The following is a 25243-nucleotide window of genomic DNA, read 5'->3' as shown; positions in this document are numbered from 1 at the left end:
TCAGGTGATGGGCTCGATGGGGTTCTTGGGCAGGGCGAAGTCCACGTCTACCTCGTTGTCGTCCACGATGAGGCACAGCATTCCGGAAAGGGCAAAGGACACGGCTCCGATGAGCAGGGCGTAGATGGCCACGTTGCCGAAGAAGGTGCTCAGAATGAAGCCCAGCAGGCCGGCCGCCACGATCTGGGGAATCACGATGAAGAAGTTGAAGACCCCCATGTAGTAGCCCATCTTGTCGGCGGGCAGGATGCTGCTGATGATGGCGTAGGGCATGCTCAGGATACTGGCCCAGGCAATACCGACCCCCACCATGGAAAGCAGCAGCATATTCGGATCCTCCATAAAGTAGACGCTGGCCAGGCCGAGCGCCCCGCAGAAAAGCGCCAGCAGGTGGGTGAGCCGCCGGTTGAGCAGCCGGGCGATCACGGGAAGGAGAAAGGCCGCCAGGGCTGCGACGCCGTTGTATACGGCAAAACAGATGCCCACCCAGTCGGCACCGGCGTTGTAGGCCTCCGAATTGGTGTCCGTGGTGCCGTAAATGTGACTGGTGACGGCCGAGGTCATATAAATCCACATGGCAAACAGGGCGAACCAGGAAAAAAACTGGACGGCCGAGAGCTGCACCATGGTTTTCGGCATACGGAAGATGCCCAGGAAAGATTCCTTGATGCCGTCGTATATCCCTTTCGCGGCGTTCTCCCGCCGCAGCTCCTCCAGGTCGTCGGGCGGGTACTCCCTGCTCTTGAAGACCGTCCACATTACGGCCGTGAAATAGGCGATTCCGCCCAGGTAGAAAGACCAGCGCACGGAATCCGGAATGGCCCCTTCGGGGGCCGTATTGGTCAGTCCGAACCAGTTCGTGAAGATGTAGGGCAGGGCGGAGGCGATGACCGCGCCGGTGCCAATGAAGAAGCTTTGCATGGCGAAACCCCGGGTGCGCTGCTCGTTAGGGAGCATATCGCCCACGAAGGCTCGGAAGGGCTCCATGCTGATGTTGATGGAGGCGTCGAGCACCCACAGCATCAGGACGGCCATCCACAGGGCGGTGGAGTTGGGCATCAGGAACAGGGCTACGGTAGCCAGGATGGCCCCTACGGCAAAGAAGGGGCGGCGACGGCCCCAGCGCTCACTCCAGGTGCGGTCGCTGTAGTAGCCGACGATGGGTTGGACCAGTAGTCCGGTCACCGGGGCGGCCAGCCACAGGATCGGCAGCTCGTCGGGGGAGGCCCCCAGGGTTTCGAAGATGCGGCTGACGTTGGCGTTCTGCAGGGCGAAGCCGAACTGGATCCCGAGGAAGCCGAAACTCATGTTCCAGATTTCCCAGAAACTTAATCGGGGCTTGAAGGAACCGATGGAGATGGTTGACATGATCGAAGGGGTAAATGCGGAGGGCTGAAAAAAGTAGGTCGCCCAGGCCGGGCAAGGCCCGAAGATAGGGTTGGGTATTCCACTATGCGGTAAATTTGGTAGCCGCGTCCCCGGATATTCTGCCGCCACCCCCGTCGCCGGCCCTTATCTTCGCGTTCCCAAAAAACAGTTTCCGACCATGGCTTCAACTACTGCTACTTCTCCGCTTTCCGACCGCGTGCTGACGATGGAAGAATCCGCCACCCTGCGTATGGCCCAGCTCGGCCGCGAGGTTATGGCCCAGGGACACGACGTCATCAGCCTGAGCCTCGGTGAACCGGATTTCGACACCCCGGACCACATCAAGGAGGCCGCCAAGCGCGCCCTCGACGCCGGACATACGAAGTACACCCCCGTACCCGGCACCGCCGAGCTGCGCAAGGCCATTTCGGACAAGTTCAAGCGGGAAAACAACCTGGACTACGCTCCCTCCCAGATCGTGGTGAGCACCGGTGCCAAGCAGAGCATTGCCAACGTCTGCTTCGCCATGTTGAACGAGGGCGACGAGGTGGTCATTCTGGCCCCCTTCTGGGTAAGCTACTCGGCCATGGTCGAAGTGGCGGGCGGCAAGGCGGTGATCGTAGGTGCCGGCATTGAGGAGGACTACAAGGTGACCCCCGAAGCCATCGCCGAGGCCATCACCGATCGCACGAAGTTCATCCTGTTCTCCTCCCCGTGTAACCCCACCGGCTCGGTGTACACCGCCGACGAGCTGGCCGCCATCAGCAAGATGCTGGCGGACTACCCGAACGTCTACGTGGTCTCCGACGAAATCTACGAGCACATCAACTTTACCGGGGAGCACGCCAGCATCGGCACCTTTCCCGAAGTGAAAGACCGGACCATTACGGTCAACGGATTCAGCAAGGGGTTTGCCATGACCGGCTGGCGCCTGGGCTACCTCGGTGCCCCCCAGGTCATCGCCGACGCCTGCAACAAGCTGCAGGGACAGAACACCAGCGGGGCCAACAGCATCGCCCAGCACGCCGGCGCCCACGCCCTGAACAGCGACCTGGGGCCCACCATTGCCATGAAGGAGGCCTTCGCCCGCCGCCGCGAACTCATCATCGACGGACTGGAAAAGATCGACGGCATGAAGGTGAACCGCCCCCAGGGTGCGTTCTACATTTTTCCCGACGTAAGCGCCTTCTTCGGCATGAGCGACGGGGAAACCACCATCAACGACGCCGATGACCTGGCCGCCTATCTGCTGGTGAAGGCCCACGTGGCTACCGTAACCGGAGGAGCCTTCGGTGCCCCCGACTGCCTCCGCATCAGCTACGCCGCCAGCGAGGAGCAGCTCCGCCAGGCCGTGGACCGCATCGCCGCGGCCCTGAAGGAACTGAACTAGTAACCCGCTACATCATCGTCCGGATTCCGGGGGTCGGCGGCCGCCTGCAGGCGACCGTCGGGTAGGGACTGTATCGCCTTGATGACCGCCATGCTGTTGACTTCCCGGAAGCGGTAGCCCAGTGCCTCGAGGCTGTCCTTTACCCCGCCAGACAGGGCCTCGGACTCGTACAGGATTTCGTCCGGGAGCCACTGGTGGTGGAAGCGGGGGGCCGCCACGGCCTCCGGGAGGTCCATGCCGTACGCCACCACGTTGAGGAAAGTCTGTAGGACGGCCGTAATGATGGTCGATCCGCCGGGCGCACCGAGGACCATAAACAGCTGGCCGTCCTTTTCCACGATGGTGGGGGTCATGCTGGAGAGCATCCGCTTGCCGGGCTGAATGGCGTTGGCCTCCTTGCCGACCAGCCCGAACATATTGGGCACCCCGGGCTTGGCGCTGAAGTCGTCCATTTCGTTGTTGAGGAAGAAACCTCCGCCGTCGACCATCACCTTGCTGCCGAAGTTGCCGTTCAGGGTAGTAGTGATGGAAACGGCATTGCCCAGGCTGTCGACGATGCTGATGTGGGTGGTCTCGAAGGTTTCCTTCATCGGCAGGTCGCCCGCCAGGATGGCGGTGCTGGTGCCCGCGGTATCGAAGGTAAAATCAGCCATCCGCTCCCGCAGGTAGCCGTCATTCAGCAGGGAATCCACCGGTACGGGATAAAAATCGGCATCCCCGAGGTATTCGGCCCGGTCGGCGTAGGCCCGCCGCATGGCCTCGGCGATGACCTGGACCGATGATACACTCTGGAAGCCGTATTCTGCCAGGGGGTAAGGCTCCACCATTTTCGCCATCTGCCCCAGGGCGATGCCGCCGCTGCTGCTGGGGGGCATGGAGATGAGGCGGTAACCCTGGTATTCCTGGGTGATCGGGGCCTTCCACTTGGGCTGGTAGTCGCTCAGGTCCTGGTTGGTGATCAGCCCGCCACCGCTCTCCATCTCGGCTACGATGAGGTCGGCCGTCTCGCCGCGGTAGAAGCCGTCGCGTCCCTCCGCCTGGATCCGGGTCAGGGTGGCGGCCAGGTCCGGCTGCTGCACCCGCGTCCCCGCCACCAGCGAACTGTCGCTAAAGGGGGTGGCGTCGTTGAATTCGGCGAAGTCGTCGTGGTAGCGCTTCAACCGCCCGATCTCCGCTTCGCTGAGCCGGTAGCCGTCCGCCGCCAGGTCAATGGCCGGCTGCACCAGTTCCGCCCAGGGCAGGCTGCCGAACCGCTCGTGCATGGCCGCAATGCCCGCTACCGTTCCCGGTACGCCTACGGCCAGATGGCCGCGGGTGCTGAGGCCGTCCGTTACTTCCCCATTCCCGTCCAGGTACATGTCGCGGTGAGCGGCGGCCGGCGCCACCTCGCGGTAATCCAAAGTGATGGCCTCCCCGTCGGCCGCCCGGTAGACCAGGAAGCCGCCCCCGCCGATGTTGCCGGCCCGGGGATAGACCACGGCCATGGCCAGTTGCATGGTCACCGCCGCATCAATGGCGTTGCCGCCGCGCCGCAGGATTTCCAGCCCCGCCTGGGTGGCCAGGGGGTGAGGCCCGGCAATGGCGGCGGTGGTATAAGTGGCCGCTTTTTCAGCCTGATAATCTACCCGGGGCGTTTCCCGGCAGCCCAGAACAAGTAACAGAAGGAAGGGCAGGTACTTCATGCAGGGGGTTTTCCCACAATGTACATAATGCCGGCCCACCCCATTTCCGGATTGACGGAATTCGTCGCACCTTCACAGGGCCTAACCAAGTCCTTCATGCAAACCACCAACCACCTGTTGCTCGTTCGGCCGGCCAACTTCGCCCGCGCCAGCGAGACGGTCGCCGACAATTCCTTCCAGGAAGCCGTATCCGACGAAACCTACTCCGCCGTGGCGGCCCGGGCCGTGGAGGAGTTCGACAACTTCGCCGACTTGCTCCGCCGCGCCGGAGTCACCGTCCACGTGATCGAAGACACCCCCGCTCCGGTCAAGCCCGATGCCGTGTTCCCCAACAACTGGTTTTCCACCCACGAGGGGGGCACCCTGGTGACCTATCCCACCTTCTGGCCGCAGCGGCGGCAGGAGCGGCGGGCCGACATCATCGATTACATCAGCGAGCAATTTGCGGTACAGCAGCACCTGGACCTGTCCCCCTGGGAAGACCGCGAGTGGTATCTGGAAAGCACGGGCTGCCTGCTGCTCGACCGCAAGGCCCGCATTGCCTACGCCTGCCTCTCCCAGCGCTGCAGCCTGGCGGCCGTGCACGAATGGTGTGAACTGATGGGCTACCAGCCGATCACCTTTCACGGCTACGACGCCCGTGGCGAGGTGATCTACCACACCAACGTGATGATGGCCATCGGAACCCGCGACGTGCTGGTGTGTCTGGATGCGGTACGGGATCCAGCCGAAAAATCAAAGCTGACGGAAAGCATCGCCCTGTCCGGCAAGCGCATCATCGGACTGTCGCTGGAGCAGATCGACCAGTTCGCCGGCAACGCCCTCGAAGCCGTTACCCCCGACGGGCCGGTATGGATCATGTCGTCCGCCGCCTTCCATTCCCTGTCCGAGGAACAGCGCGACGCCCTGTTGGAGCCGGAGGGAATGCGCATCCTCCACGCCGACCTGGAAACCATCGAGCAGTACGGAGGCGGTAGTGCCCGCTGTATGCTGGCCGAGATTTTCCTTAACAAACCTTAAGGCGGATTAACCAATCCGTAGAGATTCCGGTGGGGTAGGGGGAATAGCTTTGTCGTAAACGAAACGACATGAAAGCCCCGCTTCCCTACCTCTGGCTGCTGCTGGGCGCGCTGGTCCTGGCAGCCCCCGCCTGTACCTCGGTGCAGTCGCTCGTCGAGGCGGGCGACTACGAGGCCACCATCGAACTGGCCCAGCGCCGGCTGACGGGCAAGCAAAAGAAGAACCCCCGCCTGGTGGCGGCTCTGGAAACGGCCGTCAACCGCGCCAACGAGGAAGACGTCAACCGGGCGGCCTTTCTGCGGCAGGCCAGCCAGCCCGACTGGGTACGCATCCACGCCATCTACGATAACCTGAAGCGGCGGCAGGATGCCCTCCGCCCGCTGCTTCCCCTTTACGACAAGGACGGCCGTAAGGCTACCTTCCGCTTCGTCCACGTCGAGGACCTCGTGGTGGAAAGCCAGGAGCGGGCCGCCGCTCAGTTGTACGATCAGGCCCTGGCCGAACTCGCCGCCGGGCGCCGGGGCGACAAGTCCGCCGCCCGCGACGCCTACCATACCCTGGAACGAATCGACCGCTACGCACCCAACTACCGCGACACGCGGCGGCTGGTGAGCGAAGCGGAAACCCTCGGACGGGTCTACATTACCGTGGAGGTAGCCAACGAAAGCCGCGCCTTCCTCCCGGCCGGCTTCGAGGAGGAACTGCTGCGACTGCGTACCGCGGAGATGGACGACCGCTGGCGCAGCTACGACCTCGGCACCCCCCGCCGGAACGTGAGCTACGACTACCGGGCGCGCATCGCGATCCGCGACCTCCAGGTCAGCCCGGAGCGCATCAGTGAGCGCAGTTACCTGGACGAACGCAAGGTCGTCGACGGGGAAGAATACGTCCTCGACGGCAACGGCAACGTGGCCAAGGATTCCCTGGGCAATGACCTGACCCGCCCCCGGGAAATCATCGTGCAGGCCGAGGTGCTGGAGGTTCTGCAGCAAAAGACCGCCCTGGTGACGGGCAGCGTTGAACTTTACGACCTCCGCGACGGACGGCTGATCGATGCCGAGGACCTGACCGCCGAGGCCCACTTCGAAAATTACGCCAGCACCTACCGCGGCGACCCCCGGGCCCTCAGCCCCGAATCCCGCCGCCGCATCGGCAACCAGCCCCGGCGCTTCCCCTCCGACGCCGACCTCATCCTGGATGCGGTGGCCGTCCTGAAACCCCAATTACAGCACCGGCTCGTGGAGAGTAACCGGCTGATATAATCCCAAAAAACCTTTTTGTCGTTTCCCGTATGTGTGGGCCCCGCCCCGGTAAACAGTACCGGCGGCGGGGCCATCTTTTGCCTAAAGCAGTCCGGGCCGGTCGAGGATCCAGGCGTAGTCCCGCGCCACCTCCCGGATCTGTTCGAAGCGACCGGAGGCCCCACCGTGGCCGGCTTCCATGTTCACGTGGAAGAGGATTTCGTTGTCGTCGGTCTTGAGCTCCCGCAGCCTGGCCACCCACTTGGCGGGCTCCCAGTACTGCACCTGGCTGTCGTGGAGGCCGGTGGTGACCAGCATCGGCGGATAATCCTGGGCCTTCACCTGGTCCAGGGGGCTGTAGCTCTTGATGTAGTGGTAGTACTCCGGGTCGTTGGGGTTGCCCCACTCGTCGTACTCCCCGGTGGTGAGCGGGATGGAATCGTCGAGCATGGTCGTGACCACGTCCACGAAGGGGACCTGGGAGACCATACCGGCGAACAGGTCGGGCCGCAGGTTGGCCACCGCGCCCATCAGCAGGCCGCCCGCGCTGCCGCCCATGGCGTAGAGGCGGTCGGGACTGGTGTATTGCTGCTTCACCAGCCACTCCGCGGCGTCAATAAAGTCGTAGAAGGTGTTCTTCTTCTTCAGCAACTTCCCGTCCTCGTACCAGTGACGGCCCATCTCTTCGCCACCGCGGATGTGGGCGATGACGAAGATCATGCCCCGGTTCAGCAGGCTGAGACGGGTGATGCTGAAGCTGGGGTCGAGGCTGTGGCCGTAGCTGCCGTAGGCGTAGAGCAGCAGGGGGGCTTTCCCGTCTTTTTTGGTGCCCTTCCGGTAGACGATGCTCAGGGGCACGCGGGTACCGTCGCGGGATTCGGAAAATACCCGCTCGCTTTCGTAATCGTCCGGAGAGAAGTCGCCCAGGACGGGCTGCTGCTTCAGCAACACCTGTTCGCGGGTACGCATGTCGTAGTCGTAGGTGCTGGGGGGCGTGGTCATGCTCTGGTAGCCGTAGCGTAGCACGTCGGTCTCGATTTCCGGGTTGGCCGTGGTGTAGGCCATATAGGCCGCGTCCTGGAACTCGATGTAGTGCTCCTCCCCGTCAAAGGGGCGTACCCGCAGCTTGGTCAGTCCGTTCTGTCGCTCGCTCAATACCAGGAAGTTGCGGAAGATATCGAGTCCCTCCAGCAGCACGTCGTCACGGTGGGGGATAACCGTACTCCAGTGCTCCTTCTCCGTCTTCTCCTCGGGGGTCACCATCAGCTGGAAGTTCCGCGCCTGGTAGTTGGTCAGCACGTAGAAACGGTCGTCAATGTGCTCGATGGCGTACTCCAGGTTCCGTTCCCGGGCCTGAAACAGCCGGGGCATACCCGTGGGATCATCGGCCGGCAGCAGGCGGTATTCCGTACTGACGGTCTGGGCGGAGCCGATGACGATGTATTTCCGCGACTTGCTGCGGAAGACGTAGGCGCGGAAGGTTTCGTCCTTCTCTTCAAAAACCACGACGTCGTCCTGGGGGGCGGTGCCCAGTTCGTGGCGCATGATCTTGTAGGGCCGCAGGGCCTCGTCCTTGACGGAGTAGAACAGGTATTTACCATCGGCGCTCCAGACGCTGCCGCCGGTGGTGTTCGGGATCTGGTCCGGCAGGTGCTGTCCCGTGAGCAGGTCCTTGATGTGGATGGTGTAGATGCGCCGGCTGATGGTATCCTCTCCGTAGCTCACGTAGCGGTTGTCGTCGCTCACCGCCATCCCTCCGACGTGGTAGTAGTCGAAGGGTTTGGCCATCTCATTAACGTCAAACATCAGCGTCTCGTCGGCCTGCTCGTGCAGGGGGCGCCGGAAGTAGCGGGGGTACTGGTCGCCGGTTTCGTAGCGGGTCTGGTACACGTATCCCCTCAGGGCGTAGGGCACGCTGCTGTCGTCCTCCTTGATCCGGCTTTTGATTTCCTGGAAGAGGGCTTCCCGCGCCTCCTGCTGGTGAGCGGTCCTGGCCTCGAAGTAGGCGTTTTCGGCTTCCAGGTGGGCGATCACTTCGGGGTCTTCCCGCTGGTTCATCCAGTAGTAGTCGTCGCGGCGGGTATCGCCGTGGAGGGTGAGTTCGTGGGGTACTTTCTTGGGCTTCGGGGGGAGCATAGGGCTTATTTAAATCGGAAGGTTGCGGCGGCGGAGCGCGGGTGCAAGGTAATAGGGAAGGACCGCAAAGTGGAATGGTTCAGCGCAGGGCGAGTGCCCGAGGGGGTGGTGTTCCGTTGGTGGGCGGTTCAGCCGGATACGGCACCCGCGGCCGCGCCCTGATGAACGTCAGCCGAATACCGCGAAGATGCCGTACTCCAGGAAAAACAGCAGCCAGACCCCCTGGTAGAAGCGGGCGATGGAGGCCTGTTCCCTGAGGTCGAGCCGCCGGCTGAGCCACTCGAAGCCCGCCAGGAGCAGGAGCTGACCGACGACCAGTCCGGGGTAACCGATGCGGTAGGCAACCGCCGCCACGCCCAGCAGGGTGAGCCGGAAAACCCAGGCCCCGACGCGGAAGACCCAGTCGCGGTTCTTCACCAGCGAGAGGGTGCGGATGCCGTGGGCCGCGTCGCCTTCGGTATCCGGCAGGTCCTTGAACCAGGCGATGACGATGCCGAAGGTGAAGACGGCCGCCGTGAGCAGCCACACCGTGTCGGGGATGACCGGATTCTCGCCCAGCCACCAGCGGAAGTGGAGGTAGAGCAGCAGGTTGACGATGAGCCCCCGGACCACGATGATACAGATGGCGGCCCAGAAGTGAAACCGCTTCAGCCGTACGGGCGGCACGCTGTAGGCAGTTCCGAGGAGCATGCTGGCGATCACGGTGGCCGGCAGAAAGGGGGGATAAACGAAGCAGGTGATCAGGGCCAGCAGGCCGGACAGTCCCACGATGAGGTAGCCCGTGGTGAGGGAATACGCCCCGCTGGCCAGGGGGAGGTAGGGCTTATTGATGCGGTCGATCTCCACGTCGGTCAGCTGGTTGAGTCCCGTGATGTAGACATTGGCCGCCAGGCAGCTCAGCAGGCTGACGGCGAACATCCCCCAGTCGGAGGTGTGCAGGTGGCGGCTGGCCATCAGGTAGAGGGCCAGCAGGGAGGCGGTGGTCCCGACGATGGTGTGGGCGCGGGCGAAGCGGAGAAGGGTGAGCATGGCGGGGGGATTACTCGACCACCGCGATACAGCTGATCTCTACGTTGACGTACTTGGGCAGGTTGGCTACCTGTACCAGGGCGCGGGCCGGGGCGGTGTCCTCGTTGAAGTAGCGGGCGTAGACGGTATTGATGCGGCCGAAATTCTCCATGTCGCTGACGAAAACCTCGCACTTCAGGATCTGCTCCATGCTGCTGCCGGCGGCTTCCACGATGGCCTTCAGGTTCTCCATCACCTGTTCGGTTTCCGCTTCAATGTCGGTGGTGATCAGATCGCCGCTTTCGGGGTGGAGGGCGATTTGTCCGCTGACGTAAAGCACCCCGTTGGCGAGGGTGGCCTGGTTGTAGGCGCCGACGGGGGCGGGGGCCTGGTCGGTAGAGACAATCTGCTTGGGCATATACTCGGGTTTTGCCCGCAAGATAGCCGCATTTATAAAACACGAATAGCCCGCCGGCGGGGCCGGCGGGCTAGTAAAGGTGGATAAACCAGGGGGCGGGGCCGCCTAGTTGTCCTCCTCGGTATCTTCGGTGGTGTCGGCTACGATTACCTCCGGCGCCTTCACGATCAGGTTGCCGTTGTAGAAGAGGTTGCCTTCACTGTCCTTGTAGGCACGGTGCGGCTGGTGCAGCTCGCCGGTGGTCTGGCAGGTCGTGAGGGTAGGAGCTGTTGCCTTATAGTGGGTCCGACGCTTGCGCTTGCGCTGCTTCGAAATCCGGGACTTGGGATGTGCCATGGCGTAAAACTATTTTAAGCTAATTTTTATTCAGGTCTTTAAGTACGTCCCAGGGACTCGACTTGTTTCCGTCGCCCGCCTGGGGGGTAGGTGCCTCCGACGGACTGTCGTAGGAAGCATCGATCCGCTCAAGCATGTCTTCGTCGCAGGGGTAGGGCGGCTCGCCGGTCTGACAATCGTAGGTACGGATCATCGGTACGGAAAGCACCACCATCTCATAGACGAAGGGGGCCAGGTTGAAGTCGTTGGTGTCCGGGTGCAAATACACGATGTCGCCTTCGTCTTGCTGGGCGTCGGCCTCCACGGAGAACTTGACGATCAGCTGCCGGCGATCCTGGATGGGCAGGTCGATGTCGGCCAGACAACGATCGCAAGCCGTGGCGATCGTTCCGCCAAAGTCGAAATCAACCACCATCTCGCGGCTCTGCTTGTCGACGATCAGGTGCAGACCAACGGAGGCGCGCCGGATCGGCGATTCGGGAAAGGCAGCGAAAAAAGCATCGTCCACCTCAAGGTCGTACTCGTAAAACCCCTTTCCGAGCCCCTTAAGGGGTAAGATAAAAGCAGATGGAGTAGACATAAGGCAGAGATTTGAACCGGAACGGTACCCATTGGCACCCTAGGGACGTTTCAAAGTGGGCGCAAAGGTACGGCGATGGTGTGGATAAAACAAAACGTTTGTCCCGCTAAAAATAGTAGAACGGAAGGGAGGCCACCCGGGGTTCACCCGTTTCTTCGTGGGGATAGCCCGTCGTTACCCGCAGCAGGTTCTTCCCCGCCTCCAGGGGCGGGTCGGGCAGGAAGGCACGCATTCCGTATTGGTCCCCCGCCGCATTGCTGCGGTACTGACGCTCCAGGCTGAAATTCAGTTGGGGCTGGCCGTTCAGTTCGATGCTCATGTACTGCCGTCCACAGTTCACCGTCCGCTGACGCGTCAGGTGGCGGCGTTCTTCTCTGGGCAGGCTTTCCTCCACTTCCGGAAGGGAGCAGTCGCCCAGGAGGTAAGCCATTTCCCGCTCGGGCAGCGGAATCCAGACCATCATACCCTCCGTAGACAGCCCCTGCTCCCGGTCGAGAACCGGGCGGTAGTAGATGCCTTCAAATGAGGCTTCGGCGGCGTAATCCGTTGCCAACATCAGGGAGTCGGCGGCAATGCGGTGGTACACCCGGTCCACAAACAGCCGCGTATTATCGTTGAATAAGACACTGCTGAGTGCCATAACCGTGAGGCCCACCATACCTACCAGGTAGTACCAGATAAATGATTTGCGATCCGCGTAGTAGGAGGTGACCAGGTTGGTAGCGGTGACGATGAAGCGGCGGCCCAGGGGATAGGTGGCCCGGGAAATAATTTTGGTAATCGGCCACTGGAAGCGCCGTACGATGTCCGTGTCGCGCCAACGTTCCACGTGGCTGAGCATCGAAAGCAGGGAAAGCAGCAGCAGCGGGGCCAGGCAGACTCCGATGATCAGCAGCACCCGGTCGGCGGGTAAGCCCTGGCCCATCAGCCAGGAGTGAAGCACGATGAACACCAGCCCGATGAGGCCAAAATTGAGAAATACTCCCGATACGGCGAACGCTACGCCGAAGATGCCGCTGCCCAGGCGGTCGAGGCGGGCGATGAGTCCATCCACGTTGCCGTATTCCTCCCGCAATTTGTCCTGGTAGTGAGCGCTGAACCGTTGGTTTACCCGGAAGCCGCCGGGATATACCGAGTTGAGCCCCGCCAGTCCGATCCAGAGCGCCCGCACGATGAAGTGGAAGATAAAAGTGAGGATGAGGCCGTTGGCCAGGATACGCCAGTAGATGCTGGCGATGTAGCAGATGAAGAGGGTGTCGCGGTCGTAATGGAGCAGGAAGTAGTGCTCCATCTGGGTGATGAGGTCCGGCAGCTGCAGGCTGCCGAAGATGGCGGCCCCGGAAATGATCAGTTCCGGCTGCCAGCTTTCCCGCTCCAGTTTACGGAGCCACTTCGGCTTTTCCTTGGTTGTCGTCGCTATTCCCGGCTGCTCCATCCCTTACCGTACAAGGCTCACCTGTCCTTCCTCCTGCAGTTCCACGCCGTCCTGGCGGAACTTCGCGAGGTAGAGGTAAACATCGGCGGGTTGGGGGGTGCCGTTTTTGGTGCCGTCCCAGCCCTCCAGGGGGTCATCGCTGGAAAAGACCTTCTGCCCCCAGCGGTCGTACACCAGCATGGTGTAGTCGGTGATGGTGCCGTTAAAGAAGAGGCGGAAGCGGTCGTTGCGGCCGTCGGCGTTGGGGCTGAAAAAGTCGGGAATCTCCACCCGCGACTGCTGCACTTCGAGGAAGATGGTAGCGTCAAACGTACACTGTGCGTCCTGGCTGGTTACGGTAACCGTGTAGACCAGCGGCTGGGGGTTGCCGTTCGGAGTGCGGGGCACGGTGACCGAGATCGTCTGCCCGGTTTCGGTACCGGCGCTGTAGCTGCCCACCCAGGAGTAGGTGAAGCTCTGGCCGCCGGGCAGATTAGTAGCGCTCAGCTGGAGCTCATTGCCGGCGAAGAAGACGTCGCCGCTGCCCAGGGTGGTCCCGTCGGGCAGGGTAGCGATGATGATGGGGTTGATGTCTTCGCCAAGGATTTCCACGGTGATGTCGTCCGTAGCGGTGCTACAGCCGGCCTCATCCCGGAAAGTGACGGTGTAGGTGCCGCTGACGGGGTCGGTGATGGAGATGTCCTGACCGGTACGGGTGGTGCCATTCGGCAGCCGCCAGGTGTAGATGCCGGGGAGGGGGGGGGAGCTCGCGGCGCTGAGCTGGAGCGGTTCGCCGGCGCAGGCGGTCGAGGGTCCGCTGGCTTCCACGGTGTAGCCGTCCGCCACCACCAGGGTGATGGTCTGGGTGGTGGTGCCGCAGTCGCCCGTGGTTTCTATAGTATAGGTGGTGGTTTCCGTGGGCGACACCTGTACGTTGGGGTTGGTCGAATTGACCCCGCCCCCGGTGATGCGGTAGGAATAGCCAGGTACTAGGTTGCCTACGATCAGCTGGCGGGTATCGCCGGGGCAAAGCAGGGTAGCGGTGGTCAACGAGGGTTCCACATTGGGTATGACCTGGATGGTGTAGGTAAGGTCGGTGGTACACTCGTCACCTTCCGTCACCAGTTCCACGGTGTACTCCGTGGTTGACCCAACGGTGGCCACCGGGTCCAGGCAGTCCGTACAACTCAGGGTGCCGGTCGGGTCGATCCACTTCAGGGTGCCGGCACCGGTCTGGAAGGTCGCGTTGATTTGCAGGGGTTCATCCGGGCAGACGATCGGGTTCGGCGGGTCGAAGGTGACGATGGGGGGCTCTACCACGTTCACCTCGATGCTGCTCGTATCAGCGCAGCCACCGTTGCGGGTAATGCGCTGGAGCACGGCGGTGTCTTGCCCTACGAATACAGCGTTGTAGAGGTCTCGAGGACTCTGGAGTCCGGGAGCGGCTATCCAGTCGTGTTCAATGAGGGGGAAGTCGCCGGCGTCGTACACTGGCGAGCGGACGTAGAAGGTGTCGCCCTGGCAATAAGGATCCTTTTCCGGTTCCAGGCTCAGGCTCAGGTCATCGGGGAGGCTGTCCAGGCGCACGGCCACCGAGTCGATATAGTAGCAACCGTTGATGGTCGCTTCGGCGTAGTAGGTAATGTCGGCTACCGGCCGGACGGTATAGGTCCTGCCGCGGGGCGGGCTCAGGTTGAAGCGGGCCGGGGACCACACGATTTCCCGATTGGCCGCGAAGGGGGTGTCAACTACGGTCAGGACAATGGAGTCGAGGACGCCCAGGCAGGCGAAGACCGTATCCTGGGGAATGTCGAGGTAGCCATCGATGACCCTTACGCGTACGCGCTGCCGTTCCTCACAGGCTCCGTTCTCCGAGCGGGAGACGAGGGTGAAGGTGGTTTCCGCCTCTACCTTCACGGTGAAATCATTGCCGGGGGTCGCGGTTTCCACCGTGGCGTTGCCGGCCAGGACGACGTAGGTGGTATTGCCAGTATCGTCGACCGGCTGCTGGATCAGGGATAGTTCCGACCCCTGGCACACCGTAGTGTCGCGGATGATGTCGGGAACCACCAGCACGTCCACGTCAATGTAGATGCTGTCGCTGACGGTACAACCTCTTGCGTCGGTAGCCGTCACGCGGACGTAGCCGCTGACCTGGGGGCGGATGCGGGGCGTGGGGTCGGTGATGGGGTCGAGCAGGCCTCCGACCGGCGACCAGCGGAAGATGGCGCCCGTCAGGGTGTTGGTTTGCCGGAGCTCGATCTGGTCGCCGAGGCAGACGCTGATGGAATCCGGGTTGGAGATGGTGATCGTACCGCAGGGGTTGGTCTGGGCGTGGGCGGAGGCCACCGCCAGGAACAAAGCCAGCAGGGTAATCAGTAAACGTGGAATCATAGCGCGGCGGCAGGTGATGGAAGGGGGTGGCAAAGTACAAATTTTGCCAATGTCACCGCCGTGGCCTTCGTCCGTTACCCGCTATTCCCGGGCCAGCCACTCCCGCGCCTCGTTCACCGTGATGGTGCCATAGTCGTTGCCCCAGGCCTGGTTGACGTAGTTGACGATGTTGACGATCTGGAATTCCGTCAGATCGATGTTCCCCGGCATCGGATGGTTGTACACCTCGCCGTTTACTTCCATGGGGCCTTCCATGCCATAGCGGATCCCACGGACCACGCCCGCCGGATCATCGCGGAGGTAGTCCGCACCGGCCAAGGGGGGGATGAGCTGCCGCAGGCCCTGTCCTTCGTCCAGGTGGCAATTGCTGCAGTGCTCCAGGTAGAGGTTGCGGCCTTGCAGGTGTTCGGTTTGCCCGCAGGCCGTGACCAGCAGCAGCAAGGTGGAGGATAGAAACAGTAGGGCAAGCAGGGGCCGGAGCATTCGATCAGGTTTGCCTAGCAAACGGCGGCCTTACCACTTGGTTGAGGTGGCGTTTCCCTGGCCGGCCCGGATTTTACGCTCGAGTTCCTCCAGGGCCTTCTTGATGTCGTCGTTGGTTTCCATCAGGTCGCGGACCGTGCGGATGGAGTAGATCACTGTGGCGTGGTCCCGCCCCCCGAACATGCGGCCGATGGCCTTCAGGCTCTGGTCGGTGAACTGCTTGACCAGGAACATGCTGATCTGCCGCGCCAGTACCACGTGGCGGCGGCGGGTGGCGCTGGCCAGTTTCTCCACGTCGAGGTTGTAGTATTCGGCAACCGTACGCTGGATCACCTCGGGCGTCACCTCGCGGTTGATCTCGGTAACGAAGTTCTTCAGTACCTGCCGGGCCAGTTCCAGGTCGATCTCCCGCCCCTGGTTGACGCCGCGGTGGAGTACGAGGTTGTTCAGTACGCCCTCCAGCTGGCGGATGTTGTTCTGGATGTGGTAGCAGATGAACTCCATCACCTGGGGCGGAATGCTCACCTCGTTGGCGCTCGCCTTGGCCGCCAGGATCGCCATGCGGGTTTCCAGGGCGGGGGCGCTCAGGTCGGCGGTAAGTCCCCACTGGAAGCGGCTGCGGAGCCGCTCCTCGATGTCTAGTTCGATGATCGGCCGGTCACAGGTCATGACGATGGCCTTGTTGTTCTGCCGCAGGACGTTGAAGAGGTTGAAGAAGACGTCCTGGGTCTTCTTGCGGTTGATGAGCTGCTGGATGTCGTCGACCAGCAGTACGTCCACATTTTGGTACCAGTTGACCAGGTCGTTGGTCGTGTTGTTGCCGATGCTGGAGACCAGCTGGTTGGTGAAGGTGTCGGTGGTGACGTAGAGTACCGACTTGTTCGGAAATTTTTCGGCGATGCGGTTGCCCACGGCCTTCAGCAGGTGGGTCTTGCCCAGGCCCACGGGGCCGTGGATGACCAGGGGGTTGAAGGCGGTATTGGCCGGATTGTCGGCTACGGCCTTGGCGGCGTTGCGGGCCAGGCTGTTGCAGTCGCCCTCGATGAAGTTGTCGAAGGTATACTTGCCGTTCAGGTTGCTCTCGATCCGCGGGCGCGTCATGCCGGGGATCACGAAGGGGTTGGATGGGGTGGGGGCGGGCTTGCCCGCGGTGGCCTTCGGTGCGTGGGGGAAGCCGGCGGGTTCCGGCTGCCGCGAGGGCTTGATGCGGTACTGCAACCGGCCGGCGGTGCCGAGGGCCTGGTTCAGGCTCAGCTTCAGCACGTCGATGTAGTGCTCCTCGAGGAACTCGTAGAACAGCCGGTGGGGTACCTGGATGGTCAGCTCGTTGCTGTTGAGCGCCACCGGGCGAATGGGCACAAACCAGGTCTGATAACTCTGCGGGTCAACGCTGTGGCGGATGGTTTGCAGACAGTTATCCCAGACGACGGTGTGATCCATTTGTGTTGCCAGTTGCACAGTATACGTTCTGCCCGGCGGTGGGTATGTGCGCCGCGGGTTGGTTAGGTAAGCGTGTTGAATATCAGTAAGCTATGGTAAAACGGGTGCTACGATGACTAGGCCACGGAGTGTCCTGCTCGTTCTGGGCGGCCCGGAAAGGGCCATTTTCAGGCGGTAGCGAGTTGCCCGGGACCATCCGGGCGGAAGGCAAAGATGAGGTACGGACGGGCAGTTGGACAAAAGATTGGGAGACTTTTCTCGCAAAATCTTCTTTGGCGTGGATTATCTCCGCGACCGGCAATTTTGTCATAAGCAGCCTGCGTGTACCCCGCCGTTTATACCCGCAAATTGCTACAAGAGACGCATCCCCGTCCGCCTTTGGCCCCGAACTGGATGTCGAGCCGCCCGAGGCGCAGTCCTGCGAAACCAGCCTGGTTGATGATGACGGGGTCGCCGTCCACATTGGCCACTTCCGTTGGTTGGTCCAGGAAGGTGTGGGTGTGGCCGCCCAGGATCAGGTCGATGTCGCGGGAAGCGGCCGCGAGCTTCACGTCGTCCACCTTCGCGTCGCGGTAGCGGTAGCCGAGGTGACTGAGGCAGACCACCAGGTCGCACTTCAGGCGGGAGCGCAGGTGCCGGGCCGTCTCGTTGCCCCGCTCCACGGGATCCTGGTAGGTCGTCTTCCCGTACAGGTCCGGCGGCACCAGCCCGTCCAGCTCGATGCCCAGTCCGAAGACGCCCACCCGGATGCCTCCCTTCTCGAAGACCCGGTAGGGCGCCACGAGTTCCGCCAGCGGGGTGCCGGTGACGTCGTAGTTCGCGCTCAGCATCGGGAAGCTGGCGTGGCTGAGCTGGGTAGCCAGGTTCTCAATGCCCCCGTCGAAATCGTGGTTGCCGATGGTGGCCGCGTCGTAGCCCATTTGCGACATAAGCTTCATCTCCGGTTCCCCGAGGAAGAAGTTGAAGTAGGGGGTGCCCTGGAAAATATCCCCGCTGTCCAGCAGCAGCACGTTGGGTTCCGCCCGGCGGATCCGTTCGATCAGCGTGGCCCGGCGCAGCACCCCGCCCTGGTTGGCGTTGCGGCCCCCGTTGTCCGGGAAAGGGTCGATCTGGCTGTGCCAGTCGTTGGTGTGCAATATGGTCAGCCGGCGGCCCGGTCGGGCGGTAGCGGCAGCCGTGGCCCAGGTGGGCAGAAGCATCAGCCCCCCTCCGAGGGCGGCCTGGCGGATGAAGAACCTGCGATTCATCGGTCGTTAATTTGGATGCGGCTGCCGTCGGGCACCACGTGGATGGGCAATTGGTCCTTTCCGGCGTAATCAATGAGCAGGTCCCGGACCAGCCGCCCACTAGGGTACTGCCGTTTGCCCACGAGCATGGCCGAGTCGCTGCCGCCGTTGGCTACGTAATCGGGGGCGGCGATGTAGTACCGTCCGGCGGGGTCCAGGGGGCTGCCCTTGATCCGGACAGTCACCGTGCCATTCTGCCGTACGGCCGAAAGTCCCCGGGAAACCGGCCACCCGCCGTCGGCGAGGGTATGGGCGACGAACTCCTCCAGTTCCGCGCCGGTCACCTCGACCAGCACCAGTTCGTTGTCGAAGGGCATGAGTTCGTAAAGTTCGGAAACCAGCAGGGGGCCGGTACCGATTTCGGAGACCCGCAAACCACCGTAGTTCTGCACGGCGAAGGCAATGTCGTAATCGGGAAAGAGGTCTTCGGCGGCCTCCAGCATCAGGTCCGCGGTCCAGTTGCCCAGGCTGCTTTCCGGCTGCTGCTTGGTGAGGGGCTCGGCGACTTCGGCCAGCACCCGGTTCATCACCTGTTCCAGTTGGGCAGAGTAGGGTGCGATGGTGGCCGCCATTTCCCGGATGGTCCGGCTGCTGTCAACGGGGGTAAACGGGGTGATCTCGTAGACCTGCGGCTGGGCCAGCGGGTCTACGAGCGGGCGACCGCAGCCCACCAGGGTCAGGGCACCGGCGAGCAACAGGGCGGAGAGGGTTCGACCAATCACGGATCAGGATTTTTGGGGAGACAATAATAAGGCTATCCATCCTCCGATCAGGAGCAGGCCACCCAGGGGCGTAATCGGCCCCAGGAACGCCACCGGCCAGCCGTGGACTTCCCGCAGACTGAGGGCGTAGAGCGATCCCGAGAACAGCAACAGCCCGACCGCCCAGAGCAATACGGCGAGGGTTATCCGGCCGGGACGTACGCCGGCCTTGCCCCTCAGCAGGGCCGCCAGGCCAATGGCGAAGGAGTGGTAAAACTGGTAGCGGACGCCGGTTTCGTAGACCGCCAACTGGTCGGGACCCACGAGCTGCCGCAGGCCGTGGGCGCCGAAGGCCCCCAGTACCACGGCCGAGGCCCCGAGCAGGGCCGTAAGCCGGATCAACTGTGTCTGATTCATGCGGCAAAGCTATCGCCCCCGGTGAGGTGGGCGCCTACATTTTGGCCTTTCTGACCGGATTATGGCAGTTTGTGCAGTAGATTGGCGCCTCGACTGACAAAACCCGAAAATCACCACCACATGACCGCCTACGTTTTTCCCGGACAAGGAGCCCAGTTCACCGGTATGGGCAAGGATTCCTTCGACCTGAGTGAGCTGGCCAAATCCCTCTACAAGCAAGCCGATGACGTGCTGGGATACTCCCTCTCCCGCGTCATGTTCGAGGGAAGCGAGGAAGAACTGCGGCAGACCAAGATCACCCAGCCGGCCATTTTCGTCCACTCCACCATCGCCTACCTTACCGCCGAGGAGGAGCCCCAGCCGGACGCCGTGGCAGGGCACAGCCTGGGGGAATTTTCCGCCCTCGTGGCCGCCGGTGCCATGGCCTTCCCCGACGCCCTGCGGCTGGTCAGCAAACGAGCCGAGGCCATGCAGGAGGCCGCCGACGGACAGGCCGGAACGATGGCCGCCGTCCTCGGTTTGTCCGACGACGTTATCGAGGATGTATGCGCTGAGTTGAAGGAGGTAGTCGTGCCCGCCAACTACAACAGTCCCGGACAATTGGTCATTTCCGGTACCGAGGAAGGAGTAGCCAAGGCTTCAAAGATCCTCACTGACCTAGGTGCCCGGCGGGTAGTCCCCCTGGTGGTCGGCGGGGCCTTCCATAGCCCCCTCATGGAACCCGCGCGCGAAGCCCTGCGCGAAGCCATCGAACAGACCCACATCCGCCCTCCCGGTTGCGAGGTGTACCAGAACGTCGACGGCCGCCCCAGCTTGGCTCCCGAAGAGATCAAGCGCAAGCTGATCGATCAGCTCACCGCTCCCGTCCGGTGGACGCAGACCATCCAGGCCATGCAGGCCGCCGGCATTCAGCAGTTTGTCGAAGTAGGGGGTAAGGGCAAGGTATTGGCCGGCCTCATCAAGAAGGTGGACCGCAGCCTGCAGGTGGACCAGCTGGGCTAGCTGGCCTTGCGCTGCTTTATTTCGTCGCGGATCTGGGCGGCACGCTCGTAGTTCTCCTCGCTGAGGACGTCTTCCAGCATGGTGTTGAGCTCACCCACGGTGTAGCTCGAAAGGTTGTCGCCGCGACTGCCGCCGGGACCTTCTGAGATGTCCTGCATCTGCAGGTCTTCTTCCTCTCCTTCCCCTTCCAGCACGATACCTGCGTTCTGGAGAATGAGCTCGTAGGTGTAAATGGGGCAGTCGAAGCGGGTGGCCAGGGCCAGGGCGTCGCTGGTGCGGCTGTCCACCTCGATGATCTCACCGTCGCGGTCCAGCACCAGGCGGGCAAAGAAGATGCCTTCCTTGATGTCGCTGATGATCACTTCCCGCAGGTCGGTCCGCAGGGTTTCCAGCGTATTCTTGAACAGGTCGTGGGTCATGGGGCGGGGACCACTCATGCCCTCAATGGCGATGGCAATGGCCTGGGCCTCGGTACTGCCGATGATGACGGGCAGCCGGCGGGGGCCGTTCAGCTCCCCGAGCACAACGGCGTAGTTGAGCGACTGGGTGACGCTGCGGCTGATGGCCATGACTCTTAGCTCGATCTTATCCATTCTGACTACGGTAAATCCTTCAAATAATTCCTAACGAATGAGGGCCCGCCAAGGTTTATGTCCGGGCGTCCCGTCTAAGGGGGGGCGAAGATAATCAAACCACCCGGACGGCTCAGTGGCCATCCTCGCCGGGCAGGGATTTGGCCTCCTGCCACCGCTGTTCCATCTCCGCCAGCGGCATACCGGCGAGCCCACTCTCTCCGGCGCTGGCTTCCACGTGCTCGAAGCGGCGGCGGAATTTCTTGTTCGTCCGTTCCAGGGCCGTCTCCGGGTCGATGCCCCGCCAGCGGGCGTAGTTGATGAGACTGAACAGCAGGTCCCCGAACTCCGCCTCGGCGTCGGCGGGGTTGTCGGCTTCGCGGAATTCCTCCATCTCCTCCCGCACCTTGTCCCAGACCTGGTCCACGTTGTCCCAGTCGAAACCGAACTGGGCGGTCTTTTCCTGCATGCGCATCGCCTTCACCATGGCGGGCAGGGCGGTGGGTACTCCGGACAAGACGGTCTTTTTGCCGCCGCCGCGGGCCAGTTTGATCTGCTCCCAGTTGCGCTTCACGGCTTCCTCGTCCTCCGCCACCACGTCACCATAGATGTGGGGGTGGCGCTCGATCAGCTTGTCGCAGACCGAATTGAGGGCGTCGGCAATGTCCCAGGCCCCCTGCTCCGAAGCGATACGGGCGTAGAAGACCATGTGCAGCAGCAGATCGCCTACCTCTTCCTTGATGCCGTCAAGGTTCTCGGACAGCAGCTCGTCGGCCAGCTCGTAGGTTTCCTCGATGGTGAGTTTGCGCAGGCTCAGGAAAGTCTGCTTGCGGTCCCAGGGGCAACGCTCGCGCAGCTCGTCCATTATGGTCAGCAAACGTTGAAAGGCGGAAAGTTGGGGCGTCATGCCGCAAAGGTACTTTATGGCCCCGGGCGTCCGGTGGTGAGGGGGAAGACTTTTGCCGAGATTGCTGTATATTAGGAAAAACTTACGCTTTTGCGCCTGATTTTGCTGCCGTTGCTATTGCTTCCGGCCCTGCTCACCGCCCAATCGATCCTCCTTGCCCCCCGGGACGCCCGCAGTCAGGCCGCGGCCGGGACTGGAGTTGCCAATCGCGGCGTGGCGGCGGTGGGCGTTAACCCGGCCGGCGCAGGATATGGGCTGGAGGCGGCGGCCGGATACGAGCGTCGGTATGGGCTCGGGGAAATGGGCATTGCCTCCGCGGCAGTGGCTTACCGTGGCGGGGCACTGCTCCTGGCCAGCCTGAACGTAGACGGTTACGCCGAGACGCTCGTAGCGCTATCCTACAGACGGGATTTGTCCACACGGCTACGATTGGGCGGACGGTTTGGGTTTCTCCAGCGGACCACCCGGGGCTACGGTAGCCAACTGGATATGGCTACTGGGCTCGGGCTGCAGTACGATCTGTCCACCCACCTTACGGTCGGGCTCTCCGCGCTGGCGATCTCCACTGGGCCGCCGCGGCTGGACCGCTTGCAATTGGGGCTTAGCTACCAACTGAATGAAGGCGTGACCTTCTCCGCCGAGGGTAGTCATGCTGCCGGTGAGGGTTACCTGACGCGGCTGGGGGTGACCTATCAGCCGGTCCGTCCCCTGACCCTGTACCTGGGGGTGATCACCGGTCTTCCGGAGCTGAGCTTCGGGGTAGGGTGGGGGCTGTCCGAAGAAATCCAGGCAACAATAGCGGCTGGTGTACACCAATATCTGGGCGTAAGTCCTTTCTTTGGCTTGGCTTACACGCCCCGGGCCCACCCGGAAGGCGCAAAACCCGGACGGCTAACCAACCGTTTGATGTATACCCCTGCAGCCCTGCAGTAAAACCTAACCAAAATGAAGAATACCGGAGGTCCGGTTAAGGAGTTCCCCGTTGCGGAAAAAGCGCTGCAGGACTTCAATGAGCTCACGGCATCACCACTGCCTGACTTTTCCAATACGGCCCTGACGTTCAGTCACCTCTCCGACCAGCGCCTGCTGGGCACCCGCCGCCTGTTCCGCCTGATGGGCAACCGCTACCTGACCCGGCTGATGGGCTCACTGGGCGTGAAAGCCGTCGGCTGGTCCCTGCCCGGCGCGGAATGGATGGTACGCAATACCGTGTACAAGCAATTCGTCGGCGGTACCCACCTGGAGGACGCCTACAATACCATTGCCCAGCTCGCAGAGCGGGGGGTGTACAGCATCCTCGACTTTGGCGCGGAGGGTAAAGCCACCGAAGAAGGAATGGACGAATCCCTGGCGGAGGCCATGCGGGGTACGGCCTTCGCCAGCAACACCGAAGCCGTCATCGGTTCGGTGGTAAAGCTGACGAGTCTGTTCCCCTTCGCCCTGCTGGAGGAGTACAACGACCGAAAAATTGACTTCAACAACCTGCCGGAGGGTGCCTTCAAGCGGGGGGTAGACCGGCTGGACCGCATCTGCCGTCTGGGGCGGGAACGCGGGTGCGAGATCTACCTGGATGCCGAGGAAAGCTGGATCCAGTCGGCCATCGACCAACTGGCTGAGGAGATGATGGACCGTTACAACCGCGAGAACGCCATCATCTTCACCACCTGTCAGTTTTACCGTCACGACCGCCTGGCTTACATGAAAGCCCTGCACCAGCGTGCCCGCCAGAAGGGGTTCAAGCTGGCCCTGAAACTGGTCCGCGGCGCCTACATGGTCAAGGAGCGCAAGCGGGCGGAAAAGACCGGCAAACCCTCGCCCATCCAGCCCGATATTGAAGCTACCCACCGCGACTTCAACGCCGGTGCGGCGTACTGTCTCGAGCACCGCGACGAGATCGCCCACTGCATTGCCAGCCACAACGAAGCGAGCACGGTGCGCCACATTACCGAAATGAAGCGGCTGGGCGTACCCCGCAACCACCCCAATATTCGCTTTTCCCAGCTACTGGGCATGAGCGACAACCTCACCTTCAACCTGGCCGAAGGGGGGTACAACGTGAGCAAGTATATGGTGTACGGTCCGGTGAAGGAGGTGTTGCCCTACCTGGTGCGCCGCGCCCAGGAGAATACCTCCGTGACCGGCGAGGCCGGCCGGGAACTGCGGATGCTGGACGAGGAGGTGCAGCGCCGCGGACTTTAGCAACGAGTCAGTTAGCGGACACGGCCACCGTAGTCGCGGCCCATCATTTCCCAGACGGTGATGAAGAGGGCCGCCACGGTAGGCCCGATGACGAAGCCGCTGAGCCCGAACATGGCGATGCCACCGAGGGTGGAGATCAGTACGACATAGTCAGGCATCTGGGTGTCCCGCCCCACAAGCAGGGGCCGCAGCAGGTTGTCGACCAGTCCGATGATGAGGGTGCCGACCACGACTATGATGATGCCGCTGGCTACGTGGCCCTGGATGAACATGATGATGGCCGCCGGAACCCAGACGATGGCGCTGCCCCCCACGGGCAGCAGGGCCAGGAGCATCATAGCTACGGCCCAGAGCAGGGCAGCCGGAATGCCGAGCACCGCGAACAGCACTCCACCAATAGCACCCTGGACGAAAGCAACGATCAAAGTGCCCTTCAGGGTGGCCCGGGCCACCTGGGCAAAGCGGCGGAAGAGCACTCGCTCCCGGATGTCGCCCATCGGGATGGTATTGACCAGGGCGCGTTCGATCTTCCAGCCGTCGACCAGGAAGAAGTAGAGCAGGTAAATGACCAGGGTAAATTGGATAAAGGTGTTCAATAAGCTCCCCCCGAAGCCGATGGCCCAGTTGGCGGCATACTGCCCCGCTTCGGTGACGGCTGTGTTCAGGCTTTCCCGGAGCTCTGTCAAACTAATACCGACATCGCTCAGCCAAACAACCAGCCTTGGATGATTGCTGTCGATGTAATCGAAAATCATGTTGGGACTTATGGTTCCTGCTTCGATGCTACCGTAAAAAGTAATGATCTGGTTAACCAGAGCAATCCCGAGTAGACCGATCGGTACGATTACAAATAGCACGACAATTAGCGTTGTAATTGCCGCAGCCAATGAGTCGTTTCCCCGCAATTGGATGCGGTACCGGCGATAGACGTTGAAAAAAATGATCGCCAATACCGCTGCCCAAAAGCAGGTCAATAAGAATGGCGCAATGAGTTTGAAGAACGCAAGCGTGGTCAGTGCAACGACAATAAAGAACAGGTTGCTGTTAACCTGGCTGATTATACTACGGTCCCTTTCCATTCGCTGAAATTACGTGCCAAGGAGAAGAAACTACACTGCCCTGCTCCCAGCCATAGTACCTGTTCGCGGCTGTAGTGTTCGGTCGGCGACCCTTGGCGTATAGATTACCTATCATTGCCATGAAATTAGCCCAGAGAAAGACGGAGCCACGGGTTTTTTCGTTACTTCCC

23 protein-coding genes are annotated in these 25243 nt (G+C 62.2%); 6 read left to right on the top strand and 17 right to left on the bottom strand.

What is annotated here, in order from left to right; translation table 11 throughout:
• A complete protein-coding gene (locus CGL56_RS00580) occupies window positions 1–1368 on the bottom strand; it encodes an MFS transporter (RefSeq protein WP_209280271.1) in 1368 nt (455 codons plus the stop codon).
• A 178-nt stretch (window positions 1369–1546) separates the two neighbouring features.
• Between CGL56_RS00580 and CGL56_RS00575 the strand changes: the two genes are divergently transcribed.
• Entirely contained in the window at window positions 1547–2758 is a 1212-nt protein-coding gene (locus CGL56_RS00575; RefSeq protein WP_099104563.1) for a pyridoxal phosphate-dependent aminotransferase, read from the top strand.
• Here the strand turns inward: CGL56_RS00575 and ggt are convergent.
• Window positions 2755–4440, bottom strand: a complete 1686-nt coding sequence (gene ggt, locus CGL56_RS00570; protein WP_099104562.1) for a gamma-glutamyltransferase — start codon at window positions 4438–4440, stop codon at window positions 2755–2757. The genes CGL56_RS00575 and ggt overlap by 4 nt on opposite strands.
• Before the next feature lie 96 nt (window positions 4441–4536).
• Between ggt and ctlX the strand changes: the two genes are divergently transcribed.
• Window positions 4537–5460 (top strand): citrulline utilization hydrolase CtlX, encoded by a 924-nt coding sequence (gene ctlX / locus CGL56_RS00565; RefSeq protein WP_167641540.1) that lies wholly within the window; start codon window positions 4537–4539, stop codon window positions 5458–5460.
• A gap of 68 nt (window positions 5461–5528) precedes the next feature.
• A complete protein-coding gene (locus CGL56_RS00560) occupies window positions 5529–6722 on the top strand; it encodes a hypothetical protein (RefSeq protein WP_099104560.1) in 1194 nt (397 codons plus the stop codon).
• A gap of 81 nt (window positions 6723–6803) precedes the next feature.
• Here the strand turns inward: CGL56_RS00560 and CGL56_RS00555 are convergent, their stop codons facing one another.
• The 12 genes from CGL56_RS00555 to CGL56_RS00500 all read right to left on the bottom strand — a co-directional run bounded on the left by CGL56_RS00555 (window position 6804) and on the right by CGL56_RS00500 (window position 19314).
• Window positions 6804–8837, bottom strand: coding sequence for a S9 family peptidase (locus tag CGL56_RS00555; RefSeq protein WP_099104559.1), 2034 nt, complete (start codon window positions 8835–8837; stop codon window positions 6804–6806).
• Between the two features lie 168 nt (window positions 8838–9005).
• Window positions 9006–9866, bottom strand: coding sequence for a homogentisate phytyltransferase (locus CGL56_RS00550; RefSeq protein WP_099104558.1), 861 nt, complete (start codon window positions 9864–9866; stop codon window positions 9006–9008).
• 10 nt (window positions 9867–9876) lie between these two features.
• Entirely contained in the window at window positions 9877–10263 is a 387-nt protein-coding gene (locus CGL56_RS00545) for a Rid family detoxifying hydrolase (protein WP_099104557.1), read from the bottom strand.
• Window positions 10264–10368: 105 nt separating this feature from the next.
• A complete protein-coding gene (rpmF, locus tag CGL56_RS00540) occupies window positions 10369–10599 on the bottom strand; it encodes a 50S ribosomal protein L32 (RefSeq protein ID WP_099104556.1) in 231 nt (76 codons plus the stop codon).
• A 19-nt stretch (window positions 10600–10618) separates the two neighbouring features.
• Complete coding sequence (locus CGL56_RS00535) at window positions 10619–11179, bottom strand: YceD family protein (protein WP_099104555.1); 561 nt, start codon at window positions 11177–11179, stop codon at window positions 10619–10621.
• Window positions 11180–11285: 106 nt separating this feature from the next.
• Window positions 11286–12614 carry a hypothetical protein gene (locus CGL56_RS00530; RefSeq protein ID WP_099104554.1) on the bottom strand — a complete coding sequence of 443 codons (1329 nt, stop codon included), beginning with the start codon at window positions 12612–12614 and terminating at the stop codon, window positions 11286–11288.
• A gap of 3 nt (window positions 12615–12617) precedes the next feature.
• Entirely contained in the window at window positions 12618–14987 is a 2370-nt protein-coding gene (locus CGL56_RS00525) for a T9SS type B sorting domain-containing protein (RefSeq protein WP_099104553.1), read from the bottom strand.
• An 81-nt stretch (window positions 14988–15068) separates the two neighbouring features.
• Window positions 15069–15470 (bottom strand): c-type cytochrome, encoded by a 402-nt coding sequence (locus CGL56_RS00520; protein ID WP_099104552.1) that lies wholly within the window; start codon window positions 15468–15470, stop codon window positions 15069–15071.
• A 30-nt stretch (window positions 15471–15500) separates the two neighbouring features.
• On the bottom strand, window positions 15501–16910 hold the full coding sequence (gene dnaA, locus CGL56_RS00515; protein ID WP_099104551.1) for a chromosomal replication initiator protein DnaA: 1410 nt from the start codon (window positions 16908–16910) through the stop codon (window positions 15501–15503).
• A 335-nt stretch (window positions 16911–17245) separates the two neighbouring features.
• Complete coding sequence (locus tag CGL56_RS00510; protein WP_099104550.1) at window positions 17246–18157, bottom strand: bifunctional metallophosphatase/5'-nucleotidase; 912 nt, start codon at window positions 18155–18157, stop codon at window positions 17246–17248.
• On the bottom strand, window positions 18154–18918 hold the full coding sequence (locus CGL56_RS00505) for a 5'-nucleotidase C-terminal domain-containing protein (RefSeq protein WP_143470561.1): 765 nt from the start codon (window positions 18916–18918) through the stop codon (window positions 18154–18156). The genes CGL56_RS00510 and CGL56_RS00505 overlap by 4 nt, the downstream gene beginning before the upstream one ends.
• Before the next feature lie 3 nt (window positions 18919–18921).
• Window positions 18922–19314, bottom strand: a complete 393-nt coding sequence (locus tag CGL56_RS00500) for a DUF423 domain-containing protein (RefSeq protein ID WP_099104548.1) — start codon at window positions 19312–19314, stop codon at window positions 18922–18924.
• A gap of 120 nt (window positions 19315–19434) precedes the next feature.
• Between CGL56_RS00500 and fabD the strand changes: the two genes are divergently transcribed.
• Window positions 19435–20316 carry an ACP S-malonyltransferase gene (gene fabD, locus CGL56_RS00495; protein ID WP_099104547.1) on the top strand — a complete coding sequence of 294 codons (882 nt, stop codon included), beginning with the start codon at window positions 19435–19437 and terminating at the stop codon, window positions 20314–20316.
• On the opposite strand, the gene CGL56_RS00490 is transcribed toward fabD, so the two are convergent.
• Window positions 20313–20909 (bottom strand): bifunctional nuclease family protein, encoded by a 597-nt coding sequence (locus CGL56_RS00490; protein WP_099104546.1) that lies wholly within the window; start codon window positions 20907–20909, stop codon window positions 20313–20315. The two genes, fabD and CGL56_RS00490, sit on opposite strands and share 4 nt — an antisense overlap.
• A 112-nt stretch (window positions 20910–21021) precedes the next feature.
• Complete coding sequence (gene mazG / locus CGL56_RS00485) at window positions 21022–21795, bottom strand: nucleoside triphosphate pyrophosphohydrolase (protein WP_099104545.1); 774 nt, start codon at window positions 21793–21795, stop codon at window positions 21022–21024.
• Window positions 21796–21885: 90 nt separating this feature from the next.
• On the opposite strand from mazG, the gene CGL56_RS00480 reads away from it, so the two are divergent.
• Both CGL56_RS00480 and CGL56_RS00475 read left to right on the top strand, forming a co-directional pair.
• Window positions 21886–22728 (top strand): hypothetical protein, encoded by an 843-nt coding sequence (locus CGL56_RS00480; protein WP_099104544.1) that lies wholly within the window; start codon window positions 21886–21888, stop codon window positions 22726–22728.
• Between the two features lie 12 nt (window positions 22729–22740).
• Window positions 22741–23994, top strand: a complete 1254-nt coding sequence (locus tag CGL56_RS00475; protein WP_099104543.1) for a proline dehydrogenase family protein — start codon at window positions 22741–22743, stop codon at window positions 23992–23994.
• An 11-nt stretch (window positions 23995–24005) separates the two neighbouring features.
• On the opposite strand, the gene CGL56_RS00470 is transcribed toward CGL56_RS00475, so the two are convergent.
• Window positions 24006–25073, bottom strand: a complete 1068-nt coding sequence (locus CGL56_RS00470; protein ID WP_099104542.1) for an AI-2E family transporter — start codon at window positions 25071–25073, stop codon at window positions 24006–24008.
• Window positions 25074–25243: the final 170 nt, after the last annotated feature.

The sequence above is a fragment of the Neolewinella marina genome, from assembly GCF_002631205.1.
GTDB classification, from domain to species: Bacteria; Bacteroidota; Bacteroidia; order Chitinophagales; family Saprospiraceae; genus Neolewinella; species Neolewinella marina.
This window is presented reverse-complemented; position numbering and strand designations above follow the sequence as displayed.

What these genes read in the sequence shown, in the direction of transcription:
- CGL56_RS00580 (WP_209280271.1), bottom strand. Translation starts at nt 1,368, where the DNA reads ATGTCAACCATCTCCATCGGTTCCTTCAAGCCCCGATTAAGTTTCTGG.
- CGL56_RS00575 (WP_099104563.1), top strand. Translation starts at nt 1,547, where the DNA reads ATGGCTTCAACTACTGCTACTTCTCCGCTTTCCGACCGCGTGCTGACG.
- ggt (WP_099104562.1), bottom strand. Translation starts at nt 4,440, where the DNA reads ATGAAGTACCTGCCCTTCCTTCTGTTACTTGTTCTGGGCTGCCGGGAA.
- ctlX (WP_167641540.1), top strand. Translation starts at nt 4,537, where the DNA reads ATGCAAACCACCAACCACCTGTTGCTCGTTCGGCCGGCCAACTTCGCC.
- CGL56_RS00560 (WP_099104560.1), top strand. Translation starts at nt 5,529, where the DNA reads ATGAAAGCCCCGCTTCCCTACCTCTGGCTGCTGCTGGGCGCGCTGGTC.
- CGL56_RS00555 (WP_099104559.1), bottom strand. Translation starts at nt 8,837, where the DNA reads ATGCTCCCCCCGAAGCCCAAGAAAGTACCCCACGAACTCACCCTCCAC.
- CGL56_RS00550 (WP_099104558.1), bottom strand. Translation starts at nt 9,866, where the DNA reads ATGCTCACCCTTCTCCGCTTCGCCCGCGCCCACACCATCGTCGGGACC.
- CGL56_RS00545 (WP_099104557.1), bottom strand. Translation starts at nt 10,263, where the DNA reads ATGCCCAAGCAGATTGTCTCTACCGACCAGGCCCCCGCCCCCGTCGGC.
- rpmF (WP_099104556.1), bottom strand. Translation starts at nt 10,599, where the DNA reads ATGGCACATCCCAAGTCCCGGATTTCGAAGCAGCGCAAGCGCAAGCGT.
- CGL56_RS00535 (WP_099104555.1), bottom strand. Translation starts at nt 11,179, where the DNA reads ATGTCTACTCCATCTGCTTTTATCTTACCCCTTAAGGGGCTCGGAAAG.
- CGL56_RS00530 (WP_099104554.1), bottom strand. Translation starts at nt 12,614, where the DNA reads ATGGAGCAGCCGGGAATAGCGACGACAACCAAGGAAAAGCCGAAGTGG.
- CGL56_RS00525 (WP_099104553.1), bottom strand. Translation starts at nt 14,987, where the DNA reads ATGATTCCACGTTTACTGATTACCCTGCTGGCTTTGTTCCTGGCGGTG.
- CGL56_RS00520 (WP_099104552.1), bottom strand. Translation starts at nt 15,470, where the DNA reads ATGCTCCGGCCCCTGCTTGCCCTACTGTTTCTATCCTCCACCTTGCTG.
- dnaA (WP_099104551.1), bottom strand. Translation starts at nt 16,910, where the DNA reads ATGGATCACACCGTCGTCTGGGATAACTGTCTGCAAACCATCCGCCAC.
- CGL56_RS00510 (WP_099104550.1), bottom strand. Translation starts at nt 18,157, where the DNA reads ATGAATCGCAGGTTCTTCATCCGCCAGGCCGCCCTCGGAGGGGGGCTG.
- CGL56_RS00500 (WP_099104548.1), bottom strand. Translation starts at nt 19,314, where the DNA reads ATGAATCAGACACAGTTGATCCGGCTTACGGCCCTGCTCGGGGCCTCG.
- fabD (WP_099104547.1), top strand. Translation starts at nt 19,435, where the DNA reads ATGACCGCCTACGTTTTTCCCGGACAAGGAGCCCAGTTCACCGGTATG.
- CGL56_RS00490 (WP_099104546.1), bottom strand. Translation starts at nt 20,909, where the DNA reads ATGGATAAGATCGAGCTAAGAGTCATGGCCATCAGCCGCAGCGTCACC.
- mazG (WP_099104545.1), bottom strand. Translation starts at nt 21,795, where the DNA reads ATGACGCCCCAACTTTCCGCCTTTCAACGTTTGCTGACCATAATGGAC.
- CGL56_RS00475 (WP_099104543.1), top strand. Translation starts at nt 22,741, where the DNA reads ATGAAGAATACCGGAGGTCCGGTTAAGGAGTTCCCCGTTGCGGAAAAA.
- CGL56_RS00470 (WP_099104542.1), bottom strand. Translation starts at nt 25,073, where the DNA reads ATGGAAAGGGACCGTAGTATAATCAGCCAGGTTAACAGCAACCTGTTC.